At 37.0% G+C, this 19,001-nt stretch carries 17 protein-coding genes; 2 read left to right on the top strand and 15 right to left on the bottom strand.

The features are described from left to right. From PZ892_RS07700 to PZ892_RS07660, 9 genes are all read right to left on the bottom strand, one after another. Nucleotides 1-1,107, bottom strand: a complete 1,107-nt coding sequence (locus PZ892_RS07700) for an efflux RND transporter periplasmic adaptor subunit (RefSeq protein ID WP_277712661.1) — start codon at nucleotides 1,105-1,107, stop codon at nucleotides 1-3. Continuing rightward, a complete protein-coding gene (locus tag PZ892_RS07695) occupies nucleotides 1,104-2,360 on the bottom strand; it encodes a TolC family protein (protein WP_277712660.1) in 1,257 nt (418 codons plus the stop codon). Before PZ892_RS07695 ends, PZ892_RS07700 begins: the two co-directional genes overlap by 4 nt. A 67-nt stretch (nucleotides 2,361-2,427) precedes the next feature. Further along, nucleotides 2,428-3,762 (bottom strand): HAMP domain-containing sensor histidine kinase, encoded by a 1,335-nt coding sequence (locus tag PZ892_RS07690; RefSeq protein ID WP_277712659.1) that lies wholly within the window; start codon nucleotides 3,760-3,762, stop codon nucleotides 2,428-2,430. Continuing rightward, a complete protein-coding gene (locus PZ892_RS07685) occupies nucleotides 3,759-4,448 on the bottom strand; it encodes a response regulator transcription factor (RefSeq protein ID WP_094282011.1) in 690 nt (229 codons plus the stop codon). Before PZ892_RS07685 ends, PZ892_RS07690 begins: the two co-directional genes overlap by 4 nt. Before the next feature lie 136 nt (nucleotides 4,449-4,584). Further along, nucleotides 4,585-6,144 (bottom strand): ribonuclease Y, encoded by a 1,560-nt coding sequence (gene rny / locus PZ892_RS07680; protein WP_094258071.1) that lies wholly within the window; start codon nucleotides 6,142-6,144, stop codon nucleotides 4,585-4,587. 267 nt (nucleotides 6,145-6,411) lie between these two features. Then, entirely contained in the window at nucleotides 6,412-6,702 is a 291-nt protein-coding gene (locus PZ892_RS07675; RefSeq protein ID WP_094258072.1) for a cell division protein ZapA, read from the bottom strand. Between the two features lie 49 nt (nucleotides 6,703-6,751). Next, nucleotides 6,752-7,060, bottom strand: coding sequence for a hypothetical protein (locus PZ892_RS07670; RefSeq protein ID WP_094258073.1), 309 nt, complete (start codon nucleotides 7,058-7,060; stop codon nucleotides 6,752-6,754). A 28-nt stretch (nucleotides 7,061-7,088) separates the two neighbouring features. Further along, complete coding sequence (gene pheT, locus PZ892_RS07665) at nucleotides 7,089-9,482, bottom strand: phenylalanine--tRNA ligase subunit beta (protein WP_277712658.1); 2,394 nt, start codon at nucleotides 9,480-9,482, stop codon at nucleotides 7,089-7,091. A gap of 178 nt (nucleotides 9,483-9,660) precedes the next feature. Next, a complete protein-coding gene (locus PZ892_RS07660) occupies nucleotides 9,661-10,848 on the bottom strand; it encodes an SAM-dependent methyltransferase (protein WP_277712657.1) in 1,188 nt (395 codons plus the stop codon). A gap of 50 nt (nucleotides 10,849-10,898) precedes the next feature. Here PZ892_RS07660 and PZ892_RS07655 point away from each other — a divergent pair, with 50 nt between their 5' ends. Both PZ892_RS07655 and PZ892_RS07650 read left to right on the top strand, forming a co-directional pair. Then, nucleotides 10,899-11,687 (top strand): Cof-type HAD-IIB family hydrolase, encoded by a 789-nt coding sequence (locus PZ892_RS07655; RefSeq protein ID WP_094258076.1) that lies wholly within the window; start codon nucleotides 10,899-10,901, stop codon nucleotides 11,685-11,687. A 78-nt stretch (nucleotides 11,688-11,765) separates the two neighbouring features. Then, nucleotides 11,766-12,503 (top strand): DUF3575 domain-containing protein, encoded by a 738-nt coding sequence (locus PZ892_RS07650; protein WP_277712656.1) that lies wholly within the window; start codon nucleotides 11,766-11,768, stop codon nucleotides 12,501-12,503. 66 nt (nucleotides 12,504-12,569) lie between these two features. On the opposite strand, the gene trxB is transcribed toward PZ892_RS07650, so the two are convergent. The 6 genes from trxB to PZ892_RS07620 all read right to left on the bottom strand — a co-directional run bounded on the left by trxB (nucleotide 12,570) and on the right by PZ892_RS07620 (nucleotide 19,000). Continuing rightward, nucleotides 12,570-13,541, bottom strand: coding sequence for a thioredoxin-disulfide reductase (trxB, locus tag PZ892_RS07645; protein ID WP_094258078.1), 972 nt, complete (start codon nucleotides 13,539-13,541; stop codon nucleotides 12,570-12,572). A gap of 16 nt (nucleotides 13,542-13,557) precedes the next feature. After that, a complete protein-coding gene (locus tag PZ892_RS07640) occupies nucleotides 13,558-14,502 on the bottom strand; it encodes a 3'-5' exonuclease (RefSeq protein WP_277712655.1) in 945 nt (314 codons plus the stop codon). Nucleotides 14,503-14,606: 104 nt separating this feature from the next. Beyond that, on the bottom strand, nucleotides 14,607-15,632 hold the full coding sequence (locus PZ892_RS07635) for a cytochrome c peroxidase (RefSeq protein ID WP_277712654.1): 1,026 nt from the start codon (nucleotides 15,630-15,632) through the stop codon (nucleotides 14,607-14,609). 65 nt (nucleotides 15,633-15,697) lie between these two features. Continuing rightward, entirely contained in the window at nucleotides 15,698-16,564 is an 867-nt protein-coding gene (locus tag PZ892_RS07630) for an MbnP family protein (RefSeq protein ID WP_277712653.1), read from the bottom strand. 65 nt (nucleotides 16,565-16,629) lie between these two features. Next, nucleotides 16,630-17,007 (bottom strand): hypothetical protein, encoded by a 378-nt coding sequence (locus tag PZ892_RS07625; RefSeq protein WP_277712652.1) that lies wholly within the window; start codon nucleotides 17,005-17,007, stop codon nucleotides 16,630-16,632. Between the two features lies 1 nt (nucleotide 17,008). After that, nucleotides 17,009-19,000 (bottom strand): TonB-dependent receptor, encoded by a 1,992-nt coding sequence (locus PZ892_RS07620; RefSeq protein ID WP_277712651.1) that lies wholly within the window; start codon nucleotides 18,998-19,000, stop codon nucleotides 17,009-17,011. Nucleotide 19,001 lies beyond the last annotated feature (1 nt).

Here is a 19,001-nt window from a genome sequence, read left to right as displayed (position 1 = left end):
TTACAAATCCTTTAGCTGTTCAAAAATTAATAATGCGTTACTTCCTATAATCTGATTAGATCCTGATAATTTATTCCTTACATAAGTGAACTCTTCATTACTTGCTATGATATCTACCTTTTGAGGCTCTATATGACAATCATCCTTATATAACAACATGTAATACTCATTATTACTAAAAACCAAAGCCTTGTTTGGAATAGCAAAAGCCTTTTCATCCTTCCTTTGCTTATCAATAATAATGTCTGCACTTAATCCAGGCATCAGGTTCAAGTTCTGGTTCTCAAGCACCACTCGTGCTTTCATAACATGCTCATTCGCATCAAAAACATTGTAGATCTTGTCAATCTTTCCAGTATAAATTTGATCCGGATACGCGATGGTCTTTACCTTTACCTGATCCCCAGTCTTAATATATCTCAGATTGCTAGCATAAACATTCAACATCACCCAAACTTCCTTTAGATTCGAAATCGAAAATAAAGGATCACTCTCCTGTGTGATAATTTGTCCCTGACTGATATCCTTTTGAATGATATATCCGTTTTTAGGTGCTAAAATCTGAAATGTACCTTCGCCAACTGCATGATAAAGCTGCAGGGATTGATTAATTCTATTCAATTCGATTTTTGATGATTCCAATTCATGCTCAACCTGAAGTAATTCAGGCTCTGAAATCATCCCATCTTTTAACAAATCTCTTTTTGTAACCAATAATTTGGACAATAGATTTATCTGGTTCTCTTGGGCTTTCTTTTGCTGGAATAAACTTTGAATCTCCGTCGATTTTATAGTTGCAAGGACTTGCCCCTTCCGAACTTGATCCCCTAACTCAAAATCCACCTTCTCAACAACACCAAGTAATAAACTTCTAAAAGTGACCAGATCATTTTCATTGTACTCAATCTTTCCTGACAACGTGAGTTGTTCAATGATTGGTCCTTCCTCAACTCCAACAATATCTGTCGATTTCTTCAATTGTGGATTGATACAAAACTGTTTAACACTATCGGTCTCACTAAAATGTTGCTTCTGGCTGTTTCCACAGCCAGTGCAACAAACAATAAGGGTAATTATTACTGAGGGTAATGCTTTTAATATTTTCATTGTAAATCCTTGCCTACTAAATATTGTAATTCTTCAATGCTCTTTGAATACTTTTCTTGTAACTCTAAAAATGCTTGCTGAGCTTCTCGCTGCGCCTGTGCAAAATCTATAAACTCTATTAAAGTAACCTGACGCTCTTGTAGGTATTTGATATAGTTTTCAAGTACCTCAACCTGCCCCTCATCATGATTCTTCTGCCACTGCTCTAGGTTGCAGGAATAGATTTCTAGCCTATTCAATATCTTATCAATCTCATTCCCTAAGGTTAATTGTCCCATGGAATAGCTGACTTGATTTTGTTCTACTTGAATTTTTGCAGCCTGAATATTTCCTTTGTTTCTATTAAAAATGGGCAAATCAATATTCAGCCCGAACCCAATGAAATTATTCATCACATTCCCACCTCTTTCATAGTTCATCAAGAGATTGAAATTAGGTGTTCTATGAGCTTTTTCTAATCGTAACTGACTTTCTGAAATCTGGATTTCATTATTTAGAGTCTGTAAATAGATATTCTGACTAAGTGCTTGCTCCTTTAAATTAGAGGGTAGTGTTTTGAATTTAGCCATGGAAAACTCATCAAAAACAATGTTTTCTACTTTCAGTTCTGGCATCTGAGTTAATATCCTCAATTCCTGTATCCGATCATTCAGCTCCGTTTTAAGGTCTAAAAGCTCTTTTTGAATCCCTATCAACTCCGAATTCACCCTGAAATAGCTTACTTGAGAGATATGCTGTTTTCCAGCCTGAATTTTATATTGTTCATTTAATTGGCTAAATAAACGATGCACGGTATTCAATTCCTTCTCCTGCAATTGCAATCTTCGAATACTGTGTAAATTATTCCTTAAATCCAGCCGCAATTGCCTCAGAACTTCTTCAAACTCCAATTGCGAGCCTTCTTGCTCGGCTTTCTTGATCGCAATTCTTTTCTTCCGCTTACCTGCAGTTTCTATCAATTGCTCCAACTCCATATTCAATTGCTGCTTACTCCCATAATTGCCAATTAGATTTGGCATCGTCTCGAACGACTTATTCGCCCATAAGTTTAAATTATCAACCGTAAGCGTTGGATTAGGCCATAGTTTTTCCTGTATTAGCAAAGCCTCTGCCTTGTTAACATCATATTTTTTGGCAATAAGTTGTAGATTATTTTTTTGGAACAGATTCTCCAAATCCGCTACCGAATAGGTCTGTGCCTGTAACAAACAGAACCCACAATTAAACAATAAGAATAGATAGAATTTCCTCACCTTTAATATTTTGTACAAACCTAGGGTTCGCAGATTAAGGTGATTTTTAATTTAGATTAGAATTCGATTAGAAAATTAAGGATACCTGAGTGCCATTCCCTGTACTCGTTATCTCCAAATCAATTTTATGCAGCATAAAAATAATATTGGCCATAGAAAGTCCAATGCCTTTTCCTGAGTAATTCCCGGTATTTTCCCCTCGAAAGAAATTCTGCTTTACTTTTTTCAGATCCTCCTTGGAAATTCCAATTCCCTGATCTTTTACCTGGAGAACCAATCTTCCGTCCTGCTCTAGAATAACAACAGTAACCTTCTTATTTTCAGAATATTTTATCGCATTTTCGATAATATTATTGAACGCTAATTCCAGCAATTTCTCATTGCCCTCCTGAAAGAGTAAATCATTGCGCTCCACTTTGATTTCTACTTCAATATCTGCATGATAAAAAAGGATCGCATTTTCTATGACCTGCCAGATGATTTCGTCAATTCTTACCCTGGAAAACTCAAAACTCGTCTTTGCACCTGACAGTAACATCATCTGCTCCAAGGTTTGTTCAAGATCATTGATGTATTGCTTTAACTGAACAATGACCTCCTCATATTCAGCAGCATTTCTCTTCCTCTGATTCGTCACCTCCAAAGTCCCCAATAAAGCTGTAATAGGTGTCCGCAATTCATGTGACACATAGTCTATAAAATTCTTTTGAACATGGAAGGTCTGGGATATCCGATCCACAAAATGATTGTAAGTATTTACCAAATCTTGAATTTCGGAATATGAGCGATCCAGATATATAGGCTTGTCAAAATTCTTACTATCTCTTTCCTTTATCTGATTGATGACCTTGATAATAGGTTGATAAGCAATATAACCTAAAAACCGGGAGAAAAAATAAATAATCAATAATCCTATGAGAAAGGAAATAATCAAAATATGAAGCAGGGATTGCATTTGATTATTAAAATCCTCCTTGGATTCCCGGGTAACAATTACAAAATCACCCTCATTATCCTCATAATAAATACCATTATAAAAGTAGTGTTCTGTTGTAAAAAAGGAATTCTTTTCGTTTCTAACGGTCTCAATGAATTTCTGAGGTATATCTGAAATACTCACCATATCCCCCGCAATCTTCCCATTTTTACTATCGAAAACCGCAATATTCCTCCTGGAAATTGTTTTCTGTAATTGCTTTTGAATATTCTCATGCTCCAAACTGCTAAGCTCATCTCTTTCAAGGTAATAGATGGCCGATAATAAGGACTTGCTTTCCAAACTCTGCTGTTCAGACTTTTCCATCTGAACGTAATACAAAAAATAAATTCCAACAGAAATCAATAGCGTGATCACACTAAAGATTACCAATGAATAAAGTGCTAACCGATGCTTTAATTTCATGAATCAGCTTTAAACATATATCCAACACCCTTTATGGTGTAAATAAACTTTTGATCCGAACCTTCTATCTTATTTCTTAAATAAGAAATATAAACATCCACCACATTGCTATGATTATTGAAGGTAATTCCCCAAACAGCATTTAAAACCTGCATCCGACTTACTGTTCTATTCTTATTCTCCACAAGGTACATCAGAAGCTTAAATTCACGCGGCGATAACTCAACTAATTCAGAATTCACATAGATCTTATATTGATCGGTGTCAATTTGTAGATTGGCAAAGGTTAAAACAGGATTTTTCGGCTGATCGCGCAGATGATATTGTCTTCGTCTACTCAATGCATTGATCCTCGACAATAACTCCTCGAAATGAAAAGGTTTGGTTAAATAATCATCAGCACCATAATCCAAGGAACTCACTTTATCTTGAATGCTATTCAATGCACTCAACATCAAAATCGGAGAAAAAACCTGCTTATATCGTAAGGTCTGAACCAATTGTATTCCATCTATCCCTGGTAACATGATATCGAGAATAATCACATCCCAGTTAATTTTTAAATTTTCTTCCTGCAAGGCATCTTCAGCATTCTTACATAAGGTCACTAAGAATCCATTTTCTTCTAATCCCTTTATTAGAAAAGAACTTATTCGCTGATCATCTTCTACAACTAATACTTGCATATACGCTAATTACATCAAAGTTAGCTATTTAACCAAATTAAACAGGTATTTAAGTTGAATTCTAATCAAATTCTAATGTTGCCGAAACAAAAAAGGCCCATCTTTCGATGAGCCTCCTATGAATGAATTCATTATTTTATTTAGCATAAGAAACGGATCTCGTTTCTCTAATTACGGTCACTTTGATTTGACCTGGATAAGTCATTTCCGTTTGAATACGATTTGAAATATCGGCCGCTAAAATTTCTGCCTGTGCATCTGATACTTTTTCACTTTCAACAACGACACGTAATTCACGTCCTGCTTGAATTGCAAAAGTTTTCTCTACTCCAGGATACGATAAAGCTAGATCTTCTAGTTCTTTCAAACGCTTGATATAACTTTCTACCACTTCACGTCTTGCACCTGGGCGTGCTCCTGATATAGCATCACATGCCTGAACGATAGGTGAAATCATGGAAGTCATCTCGATTTCGTCGTGGTGTGCTCCAATTGCATTACAAACATCTGGATGCTCCTTGTATTTCTCGGCTAACTGCATCCCTAAAATTGCGTGTGGCAATTCTGGATTATCATCGGGCACTTTCCCGATATCGTGCAACAGCCCCGCACGCTTCGCATGCTTAACATTCAATCCTAATTCCGCAGCCATCGTAGCCGCAAAATTTGCAACCTCACGCGAGTGTTGTAACAAATTCTGACCATAAGAGGAACGATATCTCATTCTTCCTACCATACGAATCAATTCCGGATGTAAACCATGAATTCCTAAATCGATAACCGTACGCTCACCGATCTCTACAATCTCATCCTCGATTTGAGTGCGTGTTTTTGCAACAACTTCCTCAATACGAGCTGGGTGAATACGACCATCTGTAACCAATCGGTGTAATGATAATCTCGCAATCTCACGACGTACTGGATCGAATCCCGAAAGAATAATCGCTTCCGGTGTATCATCAACAATGATTTCAACCCCTGTCGCTGCTTCTAAAGCTCTAATATTACGTCCCTCACGACCAATGATACGTCCTTTGATCTCATCATTCTCAATATTGAAAATGGAAACTGTATTTTCAATCGCCGATTCTGTTGCCGTACGTTGAATCGTTTGAATAACGACTTTCTTCGCTTCTTTTGATGCTGTTAATTTCGCCTCATCAACAATATCTTTGATTTGCATGATCGCCTGAGAACGAGCTTCCTCACGTAATGAGTTTACTAATTGTTCTTTAGCTTCATCAGCCGACAATCCTGCAATACTTTCTAATTGCTTGATATGCTGACCTTTTAATTGCTCAACTTCATCCTTTTTCTTGTCGTTGAACTCAATCATCTGATCCAATTTCTTAGTCTTACTATCTAATTCCTGCTTCTCGCGGTTTAGATTTTCCAACTTCTGGTTCATCGATTGTTCCTTCTGACGGATGGTATTCTCTTTCTGAGATATAGTATTATTCTTTTGGCTTACTTCCTTTTCATGCTCTGCTTTCAATTGTAAAAACTTCTCTTTCGCTTCCAATTGACGCTGCTTCTTGATATGTTCCGCTTGCTGCTCGGCATCCTTTACAATTTGGGCTGCCTTATCATTCGCCGATTGCTCCTGCTTCTTGAACAACATCTGTAAAAGATATCGCCCAATAAAAACACCAACAACCAGTGAAATTATTATTGATATAGTAGTTGATAACTCCATTTGTTATTATTTATAATTTAATATGTTAATGTAATAGCGTTTTTCCAAAAAAAAACCGCAATTAAATAAATCAGGTACCATGTATTATTAAACTTCGATTACACATGATTTGAGCGTATGATCATGACCTAGATGGCTTACGCAAAATGGCCTACATCTTTAATATTGCTCGTGATATTGAAGCGTTAAGTTTAAAATAGTGACAACCCGAATTTAATTGCGGCAAATTCGTCGTTACAAGCTCTAAATTCTAAGAACGTAAACGTTTTATTTCTTGAAGAAATCCGTCAAAATATTGTCCAGCTCATGAATGGAATTTTCAATACCCGAATCCTGGGTCTTCGTATTCCGCTCAGCCTTGATCATTCCCGTCGCGTATTGTAAAACACACATCGATAATAAATCCTGCTTATCACGAACTGCATAATTATCCTGCAATTCCTTAATCTTTTCGTTTATTAGCTTCGCAGCATATCTAATTACCTCTTCCTCCTCCGTCTCTACACGTAATGGATATACTCGATCTGCTATATTTATTTTTATGGAAATCTCTCCCATTTTCTTTGAGCTTAATAACGTAATAAGTCTATTCCTCTTTCCCCATTCCTTACTTCAACAGACTTATACATCTGTCTATTTCTCGCACAAAATCGTTAATTTTTCGTTTTGTGTCAAGTACTTTTTCATTTATAGCATCTTTATCAATCTCCGAATTGTCTAATGTCTTCGCAACTGCCAAAGCTTTCACCTTGTCTTCCAGTTGTTTAACCTTATCCGAACTCGTCTCAAATGCAACTTGCAATGATTGAACTTCTAGCTTTAACAAGTCATTCTCCTCTTGCAAGGCTTCACACAATTGAATAAGATTTTTCGTTTTCTCAACGATAATATTCATTTGGGAAGATAATGACGCCATAGTATTTCGCAATTAATGTATAATGATTTTAGCGCACGGATGCACCTACTTCTTTCTCAAAGTTAATAATTAATTTTTGAATAATCGCATCAATTTGTTTGTCTGTAAGTGTTTTTTCTTCATCCTGAAGCACAAAACTCAATGCATAGGACTTCTTACCAGACGCTAATTTTTCGCCCTTGTAAACATCAAATATCTGAACCTCCTTCAACAACTTACGCTCTGTTTTTGTGGCAATTAATCGCAACTGTTCAAATGTTACTGAATCATCCAATAACAAGGCTAAATCACGACGTACTGATGGGAATTTAGATACTTCCTTATAGGTAATCTTATTTTTCTTGATGACTTTAATCAGTAAATCCCAGTCAAACTGCGCAAAAAATACAGGCCCATCTACATCAGCCTTCTTCAAATTCGCCTTAGATACAGCTCCAAATGATACTAAAACCTTCTCACCTTTTCTGTAACTCAAGCCGTAGTCAAAGTAGGTGCCTTCGTAATCTTCAACACGGATACCCTCAACCCTTAAACGCTTGATAATATCATCTACCGCAGCCTTTATATCATAAAAACTAACTGATTTACCACTCGCATTCCACTGTTCTAGTTCTTTTTTACCAGCAATGGCTATTGAGAATAATTGTTTCTCAACGTATGATCCATCTACTAGGTTGTAAGACCTTCCATATTCAAAAACCTTCAAATCCGCACTCTTGCGTTTTTGGTTATATCCAATCGCAACTAACGCAGAAAACAATAGATTCTGACGCATTACATCTAGATCACTACTCAATGGATTCAACAACTTAACAGCTGTTTCACTGTTTTCCAAGTAATCATCCTTCGTCAATGAGTTCGCTAGAATCTCTCTGTAACCATTTGCAACCAATAAATCCGCAATTTGGTTTAATACAACCTCTTTGTCTGGCTTCTCTGAAGTATTTAATGATGCCTTGATTTGTGTCTTTAAATCGATATTATTGTATCCATAAATACGTAAAACCTCTTCTACAATATCGATTTCACGCGTTACATCTACCTTATATGGCGGCACTAAGACATCAAATCCCGCCTCCGTTTCATTCTTGATTTCAATTCCCAAATTGACAATGATCTCACGAATCGTTGCCGCTGGAATATCTTTCCCAATGACACGTTGAATATTCAAATAACTTACCGGGAATTCAAATGGCTGTATTGCTGTTGGATATAAGTCTACAATCGAAGATGAAACTTCCCCGCCTGCTACCTCTGCAATCAAAATAGCCGCTTTTTTAAGCGCTTCAATCGTAATATCTGGATTCGTACCACGCTCAAAACGGAATGATGAATCCGTCTTTAAAGCATGTCTCTTTGATGTTTTACGAACCGAAACCGGATTGAAATATGCAGATTCAAGGAAAATCGAAGTACTAGACTCCGTTACTCCTGAATATTCTCCTCCAAAAACCCCAGCAATACACATCGGCTTTTCAGCGTCTGCAATCACTAAATCCTCTGAAGACAACTTACGCTCAACCCCATCCAATGTCTTAAAACTCTCGCCTTCCTTCGCTTTTCTTACAATAACTTTATTCCCAGCAATCTTGTCCTGGTCAAAAGCATGTAATGGCTGACCTAAATCATGTAAAATATAATTGGTCACATCAACAATGTTGTTGATCGAACGAACACCAATAGCTTTTAATTTATTTCTTAACCATTCTGGTGACTCTCCAACCTTAATATTCTTGATATTTACTCCTGAATATCGTGGCGCATCCTCCAATGATTCTACTACCACTGAGGTCCCTGTACCACTTTGATCCTGATAAGCTGATAAATCAACTGCCTTCAAGGATGATCTGAAATAGGCTGCCAAATCCCGAGCTACCCCTAAATGGGATGCAGCATCAGCACGATTTGGTGTTAAACCAATTTCATAACAATAATCATCCTCCATCTGGTAATATGATTTTACCAAACTTCCAACTGCAGCATCACTGTCTAATTCAACAATTCCTGCATGTGAAGTACCTAATCCGATCTCATCCTCACCACATAACATCCCTTCGGATACTTCACCACGGATCTTAGATTTTGTGATTTTAAATGGCTCCCCATTCGTTGGATGACAAGTCGTACCTACTTGGGCAACGATTACCTTTAAGCCAACCCGAACATTGGGTGCACCACAAACGATATGTAATAATTCTGGACCTCCAACATTAACGGTGGTAACCTTCAACTTATCTGCATTAGGATGTTGCTCACAAGTAATAACCTCGCCTACAACTAATCCATTTAATCCACCTGGAATACTTTGCTCAACTTCCAAGGATTCTACCTCTAAACCTATATCTGTTAGAATTAAGGAAAGTTCCTCTGGAGTCTTATCTATATCAATAAAATTCTTTAACCAATTATAAGAAATTCTCATCGCTACAATTTTTCAAGACACAAAGATAGAACTTTGTGACCTAAATGCACAGGTTTTTTGGACTATTATCAGGATTTACAATATTCCAATCCGTTTAATTTAATCCCAACCTCAAAAATTTATTTATTAACCCTGAAATCTGTCTAATTTATTACTTTATTTACTGGACCTTAATTTATTATTTTTCAAGTCCACAAAGACGTTCTAAATGCTGATATCCAATACCAAAGTATTGCTTCAATTCTTGAATCTTATTTAATATCTCAGATTGTTTTTTACTGTCTGTCGATTTCTTTAACCCCACCAACATTACATTTTTTGGGGTATGTTGATCGGAGATAAACTGCATCACTCGCATCTCATAACCATAATATTCCATGATCAAAGACCGAATGCTATCAGTCAACATTTCAGCATGTCGTTCCAAAAATATTCCATACTTGATCATAAAGTCCAAATCATTCTTAGCCTTCCCAGCCTCCAATTCCCGTCGAACTTGCTTATGGCAACATGGTGCAACCACTATCAATGATGATTCATTCTGAATCCCCTTAAATATGGCATCATCCGTCGCAGTATCACATGCATGTAAGGCAATCAAAACATCAATCGGCCCCTCCGATCTGTAATCTTCAATGGTCCCTTCTACAAAACTCAAGCCTTCAAATCCAGAATCTTTTGCTACCTGATTACAAAAGTCAACCAGATCTTTCCGGAATTCAACTCCTACCACTTCCACATCCCTTTGTAAATTATTCTTTAAGTAATCATACAAAGCAAACGTCAAATAGCCCTTCCCGGCCCCCATGTCAACAACTTTCAACTTTTTCTCACTAGGTAAGTTGACCAAGGAACTACTCAATAATTCGATATAATGGTTGATTTGCTTCCATTTGTCCTGAGCATTCTTATACACCTTTCCATCTGAATCAGTTAAATTCAATTGATGTAAATAGGGTTTAGAGGAACTCGTTAATTTCCGTGCCTTCTGATGATCATGGGAATAAGATTGACCTTCTCTTTCGACTACCTTTTCCTGTTGCACTCGCCACTCCGCTTTTTTATTCATCTGAAAAACCAAATTCTCTTCTATCAGTTGAACATTCACCTGACGAAAGCCTTTAAACCCACCTAATTCTTTTATTTCACCGATAGCATCCTCAATCGAATAGTTTTTCGTGATGTCTTTTGTTTGATGACGATAAACAAAAGACAACATCAACTCTTGCTTGATTTCTACAGGTTTTATATAAATGTTTTTCAAACTGGTTTCTGCCCCTTTGTAATTTCCTAAGGAAAGCTTGATTAAGCTTTTATTCTCAATTAGTAAATTCAAATCCAACAAAAACTTCTCGAATACTGTCATAATATTTTTATTTCCCTGCAAAGATACGTCCTTTTAATGTACATTTGTGTATGCCGAATCCTACAATAAAAGCCGTTTTCTTTGATATTGATGGAACTTTATTAAGTTTCAAAACCCACCAGGTTCCGGAGTCTACCGTAGAAGCTATTAGACTCTTACAAACCCATGGAATAAAAACCATAATCTCCACCGGAAGATCCATCAATAGTATCGACCATATTAAGTTCTTGGATTTTGATGGATATATCACTTTTAATGGCGGCTATTGCCTGACGAATACCTTTGAGGTCTTACATAAGCAAACCATTAATAGCAATGATATTCAATCGGTCATGGATTATGCGAAGGAAAAACCTCTATCCTTTTCTTTTATGTCGGAAAAAGAAATTACAATTCACGATGTAACCCCAGAAATTGCTGGTATGTATGCACACTTGAATCTGCCTGTTCCGAAACTTGTAAATATGGATACAGTCGATACCAGCAGCATCCTTCAAACGAATATTTTCCTGGGCCCTGATGAAGAGAAAGAATTTATGGAAACCGTCATGCCAAATTCTCTGGCTTCAAGGTGGACTCCTCTATTTGCAGATGTAAACCCAAAAGGATTGAGTAAAAAAGTAGGGATTGACATTTTCTGTAAACATTTTGGAATCAATATTGAAAACACAATGGCTTTTGGTGATGGCGGAAATGATATTACCATGCTGAAGCATGTGAACTTAGGAATAGCAATGGGAAATGCAAATCCGGAAGTAAAACAGATTGCGGATTATGTTACGAATGATGTCGATGATAATGGCATCTGGAACGCTTTGAAATATTTTGAAGTTTTATGAAAAATACCTTAAATTAGGTATTGGAATTATCGATATAGCTAAATATATTTGAGAGACAAACTCAAATTATTAACCCACATGAAAATTTATCCGAAACTAGGACGAACGCTGTTATCATCCTTCCTTCTACCCGCATTACTTATTCCAATTAATTCAAAGGCTCAACAAAACACTGTAAAATTCAATTTATTACCTCTGGTAGGTAAAACCTTTTCTTTCGAATACGAAAGAATGGTTGCCCCTAAAATGAGTGTAAATGCTAGTGTTGGCTTTCGCCCAAAATCTTCAATCCCTTTCAAAAATTTATTGACTGAATTCATCGATGATGAAGCATTCCTTGATGAAACTAAATTAGATCACTTTACCTTCTCCCCTGAATTTCGATTCTACACCAGCAGAAAAGGATCAAATGGTCAAGGTTTTTATATTGGTCCATTTTTCAAATATGGAAAATATAACCTAACTACAAATTATCCATATGAATCAGACCAAGGCAATATTGAACATATCCCATTAAATGGGGGGATTAAAACCTGGGGATTTGGTTTTGCCATTGGCTCTCAATTTAGATTATCTGATGCCGTTTTCCTGGACTTTAGAATCTTAGGTCCACATATTGGTAAAGCTACGGGAACAATTTCAGGAAAAATGAACCTTTCACCTGAAGAACAACAGGAATTAAGAAATGAACTTGAAAACCTGCAAAATGATATCATCAAAATTGAATCTAACGTAAATTCAGAAGGAGCATCCCTAAAGGCTAATGGTCCTTGGCCTGGATTCAGAGCCGGCCTTTCCATCGGATATAGGTTCTAATACCCTTATAAAAAAACAGGCATAGAATTTAGATTTCTATGCCTGTTTTTTTAATTAGATATATATTTAAGAAAGAACTACGTCTTCCTTAGCCATTAAATATCGTTCTGCTTCTAATGCTGACATACAGCCCGTACCTGCAGCAGTAATTGCTTGACGGAATACATGATCCTGAACATCACCACATGCAAATACACCTGGAATATTCGTCGCAGTACTATCGGCTTTGGTAATTAGATATCCTGTTTCATCCATGTCTAAAATACCTTGGAATAATTCCGTGTTCGGCTTATGACCAATCGCTACGAAAAATCCAGTAACATCAATATCTTGAGTTACATTCGTTTGATTATTGATGACACGGACAGCATTTACAACCTGTCCATCACCTAGAATCTCAACAGCCTCGGTATTATATAAAACCTCGATATTTGCCGTATTATTCACACGGTGTACCATAGCCTTCGATGCACGGAACTCATCCCTACGAACCAACATGTAAACCTTTCTACATAATTTAGCCAAGTAGGTTGCTTCCTCCGCTGCTGTATCTCCAGCACCTACAATCGCAACATCCTGACCCTTATAGAAAAATCCATCACAAACAGCACATGCTGATACGCCGAAACCGTTGTATTTCTCTTCAGATTCTAAACCTAACCATTTTGCTGTCGCACCTGTAGCAATAATCACAGTCTCTGCTTCAATGGTCTTTATTCCATCAATCTCTACTTTGTGAATACCACCATCATTCGAAAAGTCTACCTTGGTCGCATAGCCAAAACGAACATCCGTTCCAAATCGCTCTGCCTGAGCACGTAAATCCTCCATCATGACCGGACCTGTAATTCCTTTTGGATAACCCGGAAAGTTATCAACCTCCGTGGTCTGAGTCAATTGACCCCCAGGGACCATACCTGTATAAACAACCGGTTTTAAATCTGCTCTCGCCGCATAAATAGCCGCCGTATAGCCCGCAGGCCCTGATCCTATAATCAAACAGGAAACACGTTCAATCTCTTGTTCTTTGTTAATCATATTATTGTATGGTTCTTTATTTTTTAAATTTATCTTGTAAACCCCTTAACATATCATTCGTAATGGGCTTACTGGGCTCCGGCTTCCGATCCGGACGCTTAAAATCCTTCGAAGCATTCTCCGGCGTCGACGGATTGTTCTGTCTAGCCTCTTTTTTCTTGTTCTTATGTTCGTTCCAGATCCCCTCTAAAACCTTCTTCGTATATAATGGAAAATCACCATTCTGCATCCAAGCATAATAACTCGGCTCGATGTCAAATACATCAACGACTTTTTTCCCCTTATGTTTTCCAAAATTTATCGTTGGGTCACCTTCTTCATCAAAAATTAGGCGTCCTGCAAAATCAACCGGTTTAGTCAAATTCGTAAAGCTGTGTAAGGCCTCAACATCATTGATAACAGGTTTCGAAACTACACCATGCTTATCCTCATATTCAACATCTTCATATTTGGCCAATTGAGCCTTTAAAACCTCATAAGTTGCTCGAACATCAGCTTCTGCAGTATGCGCATTATCCAAATTCTCATTGCAATAAAACTTATAGGCCGCCTTCAAGGTTCTTTGCTCCATCTGATGAAAAATATTTTGAACATCAACAAATGAACGTCCTTCTAAACTAAAGTTCACGCCAGCACGCAAAAACTCCTCCATCAACATGGGAACATCAAATTTATTCGAATTATACCCCGCTAAATCTGAATCCCCAATAAAATCTGCAATCTCCTGAGCACGATCACGAAAAGTCGGCAATCCTTTTACATCCTCATCATAAATCCCATGAAACATAGAAGATTCCGCAGGAATAGGAATCTCAGGGTTCACCTTCATCGTAAGGGTTTCTTCTACTCCACCCGGATTTACTTTTAAAATCGATACTTCTACGATTCGATCATTCGATACTTGGACACCCGTAGTTTCCAAATCAAAAAATGCCAACGGGCGCTTTAAGTTTAACTCCATTATCAATCTATTAGTTCAGAATTGCAAATATGACAAAAATACAAAATCTATCGCTCACAATTGACCAATAAAACTAACATAAAGTGTTTTAAATGTAAAATCAGTTATTTCTGAGCCACAAAGGAATGATCACTCAACGTTTTTAGAAAAACGATGATATCTTCCTTCTCCTCAGCACTCATTGGTATTCTATTTCCATTTTCCTTGAAAATCGGATCTAAGTTCTCCGAATCTATCACCCCGCTATCCATATAATCTAACACTTCTTTTAAAGTCTTAAATTGCCCAAAACTTCCGTATGGTGCAGTAAATTCTATATTCCTTAAGCTCGGAACCCTGAATTTCATCAAATCTGAATGTAATCCCGTCACTCTCGCTCGACCAGCTTCCTCCTGATTTGGATTCAATGGAAAACCTATATTCCTGAAACTTTGATCAGTAAATAATGTTGTAGAATGACAACTCTCACACTTCGTCTGAAATAAAAGATAACCCCGCATTTCTGCTAAAGTAAAAGTTTCTTTCTCATGCTCTACAACCCTATCATACTTACTGTTAGAACTTATTAATGTATATTCATATTGCCCAATACTTCGATAAATCCTCTCAGCAGTGATCTCCTCATCTGCAAATGCTTTCCGAAATAATTCCTTATACTCTGGATCTTGCTGTAATTTTCCAATGACCTCCATTATCGACGAATTCATCTCCTCATGGGTAATAATAGGAACCAAAGGCTGTTTCTCTAAAACTAAAATATTACCATCCCAATTATAATGATTCATAAAAGCCATATTCTGAATTGGAGGTGTATTCCTAAGCCCTACACGATTGTTTATCCCAATAGCCTTAGGATTGCCATCTGCAAAAGCCTTCGTAGGCTGATGACAAGATGCACAGGAAATAGTATTATTACCACTGAACCTCTTTTCATTAAACAGCCGCTCCCCTAATTCTACCCCATATTTGGTTGGTCTATTTGCTTGAACAGACGTATTCATCAGCGGAAATCCTTTTGGTATTTCCAATGCTATCTCTGGATTATCAAACGGAATAGCATCTATTTCTTCTTCCCGACCGCAAGAAACAATCAATAAAATGATAAAAAATAGAAATCCTAACTTTTTCATATAACCTTAATGAAAAACCAAATAAACAAGCCATCCCTATTGAAATAAGGATGGCTTAGGCTTATTTAATTCTCTACTTTGCTAACAGAAAACATACCTGTCAAATCGCTAACACCATTTCCTCCTAAATTGTCCACAAACTTTACCATCTGAACGGCTGTATGGATATTTGGAGTCGCATTATCCTTACCACCTGTTCCTGTAGTCAAGGTAATGGTGTTGGTCTTACCACTCAACAATTTATCGAAATCTGCATTAATGCTGATTTTTGGAGATGAACTTCCTACAACGGCAGTACTGCTCAAGTTCAATGAAATCTCACGGTATGCATCTACCCCTTGAGTGTAAGCTCCTTCTTTACCTTCTACAGTGCTTCCTGTATGAATGGACATCTGCTTATTGTCAGAACCATAAAACCCTTCCAGCTTCGTAAAACGATATCCAGCTCCCCATTCCCACATCATCTTCGTATCATTTGCTCCTGCTGATTTATAAAAATTAGGAAATTTGGTCTCATCTAAAGTATTCAACTCTTTTTTAACCCCTAATCCAAACTTAATCTGCTTATACTCTCCATTTGGAATGTTCGTCAATACGTAATCTAAAGACTGCGGTTTAGCCTGATCGATTACAGTAGCTCCTTTATCTAAATCATTGATATTGTATGGAATCTCTGTTCCCTCTGCTTTTACCAAACGAATGTTGCTAATAACATACTTGATCTCTGAAAAATGATGTAATTGACCTGAGGCAGATGTATTCTTACTAGCTGTAGTAGAATTGGCATCCCCTAAGACAATAGCTTTGCCCTTGAACGTATTGTCAAAATGTAAAGTAATATTATTGGCAACAGGATTTACATTGTCTTTTGAACAGGATAAAATGGTAGAAACAGCAAATAAAGCAACGATAATTTTTATTGAATTTTTCATTAGAATAATCTCTAGTAATTTTTTAAATATTTGATTTTTATTATTTTATTATTATTTAGTTAAACTTATACTACCATAATAATAGGTGGTGGAATAAAAATCTCTCGCATCGGCTCATTATAATTCCCTTCTTGATAAAGAATAATTTCTTCAGCCGATTCTATTTCGGTTTCATCTATTTTATACTCAAATACCGAAACAACAAATAACTCTACCCTGGGATAATTCTTAATGTTGGCAGCGTCTGATTGCTCTTGAGAATCTAATTGTTTTCTTAAATGACATAGACCATGACATTCCATTCCTGGCCTATTTTTATTGACACAGTATGCCTTTTCTATGCGTTCCTGATTGAGTTTGAAATGCATTACGATAATAGCCTGCTGGAATCCCAGGAATAAGGATAAGACTATTAAGAAAACACTAAAAACCCGAACCATCATATTAAAAGCTAAGTTTTAAGGAACTGAATACATTCCTTCCCATTCTTGGAATATTACCCCAATCTGCATAGGTGCTGTAATATTCATTAAATATATTCTCAGCACCCACCTGAACAACGGCCTTATATTTCCCAAGATTCAAACTATAATCTGCCGAAACATTCCAAACCTTATAGGCTGCAGTTAGATCTTCCCCATATTCAGGACTGTAATTATTTTGTGCAAAATCCCCATTCAATGAAGTTTGAACACTAAAATCATGAAACATATAGTGCAAGGAGGTCTGATAACTCAAAGGCCGGATAAATGGTAAATTCCCTCCTCTTTCATCCTTTGCTCTCGCATAAGTTACATTGCCTTTCCAATGCAAATGCTCCAAAATATCATAATGGGCATTCAAACTAAGATTAAAAATCTGTGCATGATCCAGGGAAGTATAGCCTTTAACACCTACTGACTGATAGTTCATCGGACTTCCTAAACTTAGTATCTGACCAACTATATAATTCTGTATATAGAAATAGTTGACCTTCGCATCAATTCCCATTCTGTCGGTTTTAAATCCGGCACTCGCATTGGCTTCATAGGATATCTCATTCTTTAAATCAGGATTCCCGATATAATCATAGCGGTCAAAACTGTTGTAGATATAATAGCCATACCCTTCTGAAACAGATGGCGCACGCTGACCATAACCAGTTCCAACCGTGAAATTGAACTTATCAACCTGAAGGTCATAGCTAGCATGTAATCCTGGAAGTAATCTATTTTTCTCCTGTGGCGTTCCAGGATGGAAAATCCAGTTAAACTCCACATATTTCGAATGATTGTAATTCCAACCCAGAGATCCCCCAAAGTTCAACCTGCTATGCTCTGAAAAATCATAAGAGTTATTCATCGCTACACTAGCAAAGCGACTGGTTACCCAAGGCCAACTATAAGCAAACATGGTTTTCTTACTTCGATCTTGCGGATACATCGTCATCTCAGCAATGGATAAGTTATGATAAGCATTTAGCTGTATATCTGAACTATAACTACCTTTTTGTAAATTAATACTTGAGACTAAACCATAGGTGTTGCTCCAACCTGGCATATCCATATGCACCAAATTTTCTGGCCTCTTGGTGTCATCCATATAATGCTCTATCGCATTAAAGTACACCTTCGTATCCCAAACTTTGATGATCCCGTCCTCAAATAATTGTTTATATGCTGCTGAAGTTATCAAGGCTCTGGATAACCACAGATCCATTGGAAGTGCAGGATATCCAACATCATTGGCCTGATCGAAAATCGCATCCACACGGATGGAAGATAAGGTACTCGTTTTATATGCCAACCCCAACGAACTATTGAACTTGCGATATTGCGAATGTTTGACCTCATCATTGTTTCCATCATAGTAATTACCAGCTTTCCGATAGGAAACACTTGCGTCGGCGACAAACTTTTCGCTACTATAAGACAGATTTCCCAAATTGAAAAACTGCTTATTATTAAACTCAAAGCCTGTTTGATAAGACCCTTTATATTGAGCAATGCTATCAAAAGCTGAACTTTTCCTTTTCAAATCGATACTCCCGGAAACAGTAGCACCATGCATACTACCCTGCTGTCCTGATTTTATATCTATCGTTGAAAGGTTGTTGCTCTCCACATAGGAAGTTATAGGGTCCATCTTATCCGTACAAGCACCGAAAATATGCATCCCGTCAATGGTGATCGTAGAACGCTCGGAACTCATATTGTTTAACATAGGCTCCCAAGCATAGGCCCCACGCTTGATAAAACTAATTTTATCAGAAGAAGCTAAAAACTCATCCACTGAAACGGCCATCTTCATGTCCGTTTCAATTTTACGCTTTCGTAAGCCCGTAACTTTTACTTCTTCAATATTTTGAATGGTATCTTTCTTGTTTTTTAAAGTATCCTGCGCATATATTTTTACACTTGCCATCAACATCAAAAAAACGATTGTAATTTTATGCATG

Origin of the sequence: Sphingobacterium sp. WM (genome assembly GCF_029542465.1) — a bacterium.
GTDB lineage: Bacteria > Bacteroidota > Bacteroidia > Sphingobacteriales > Sphingobacteriaceae > Sphingobacterium > Sphingobacterium cellulitidis.
This window is presented reverse-complemented; position numbering and strand designations above follow the sequence as displayed.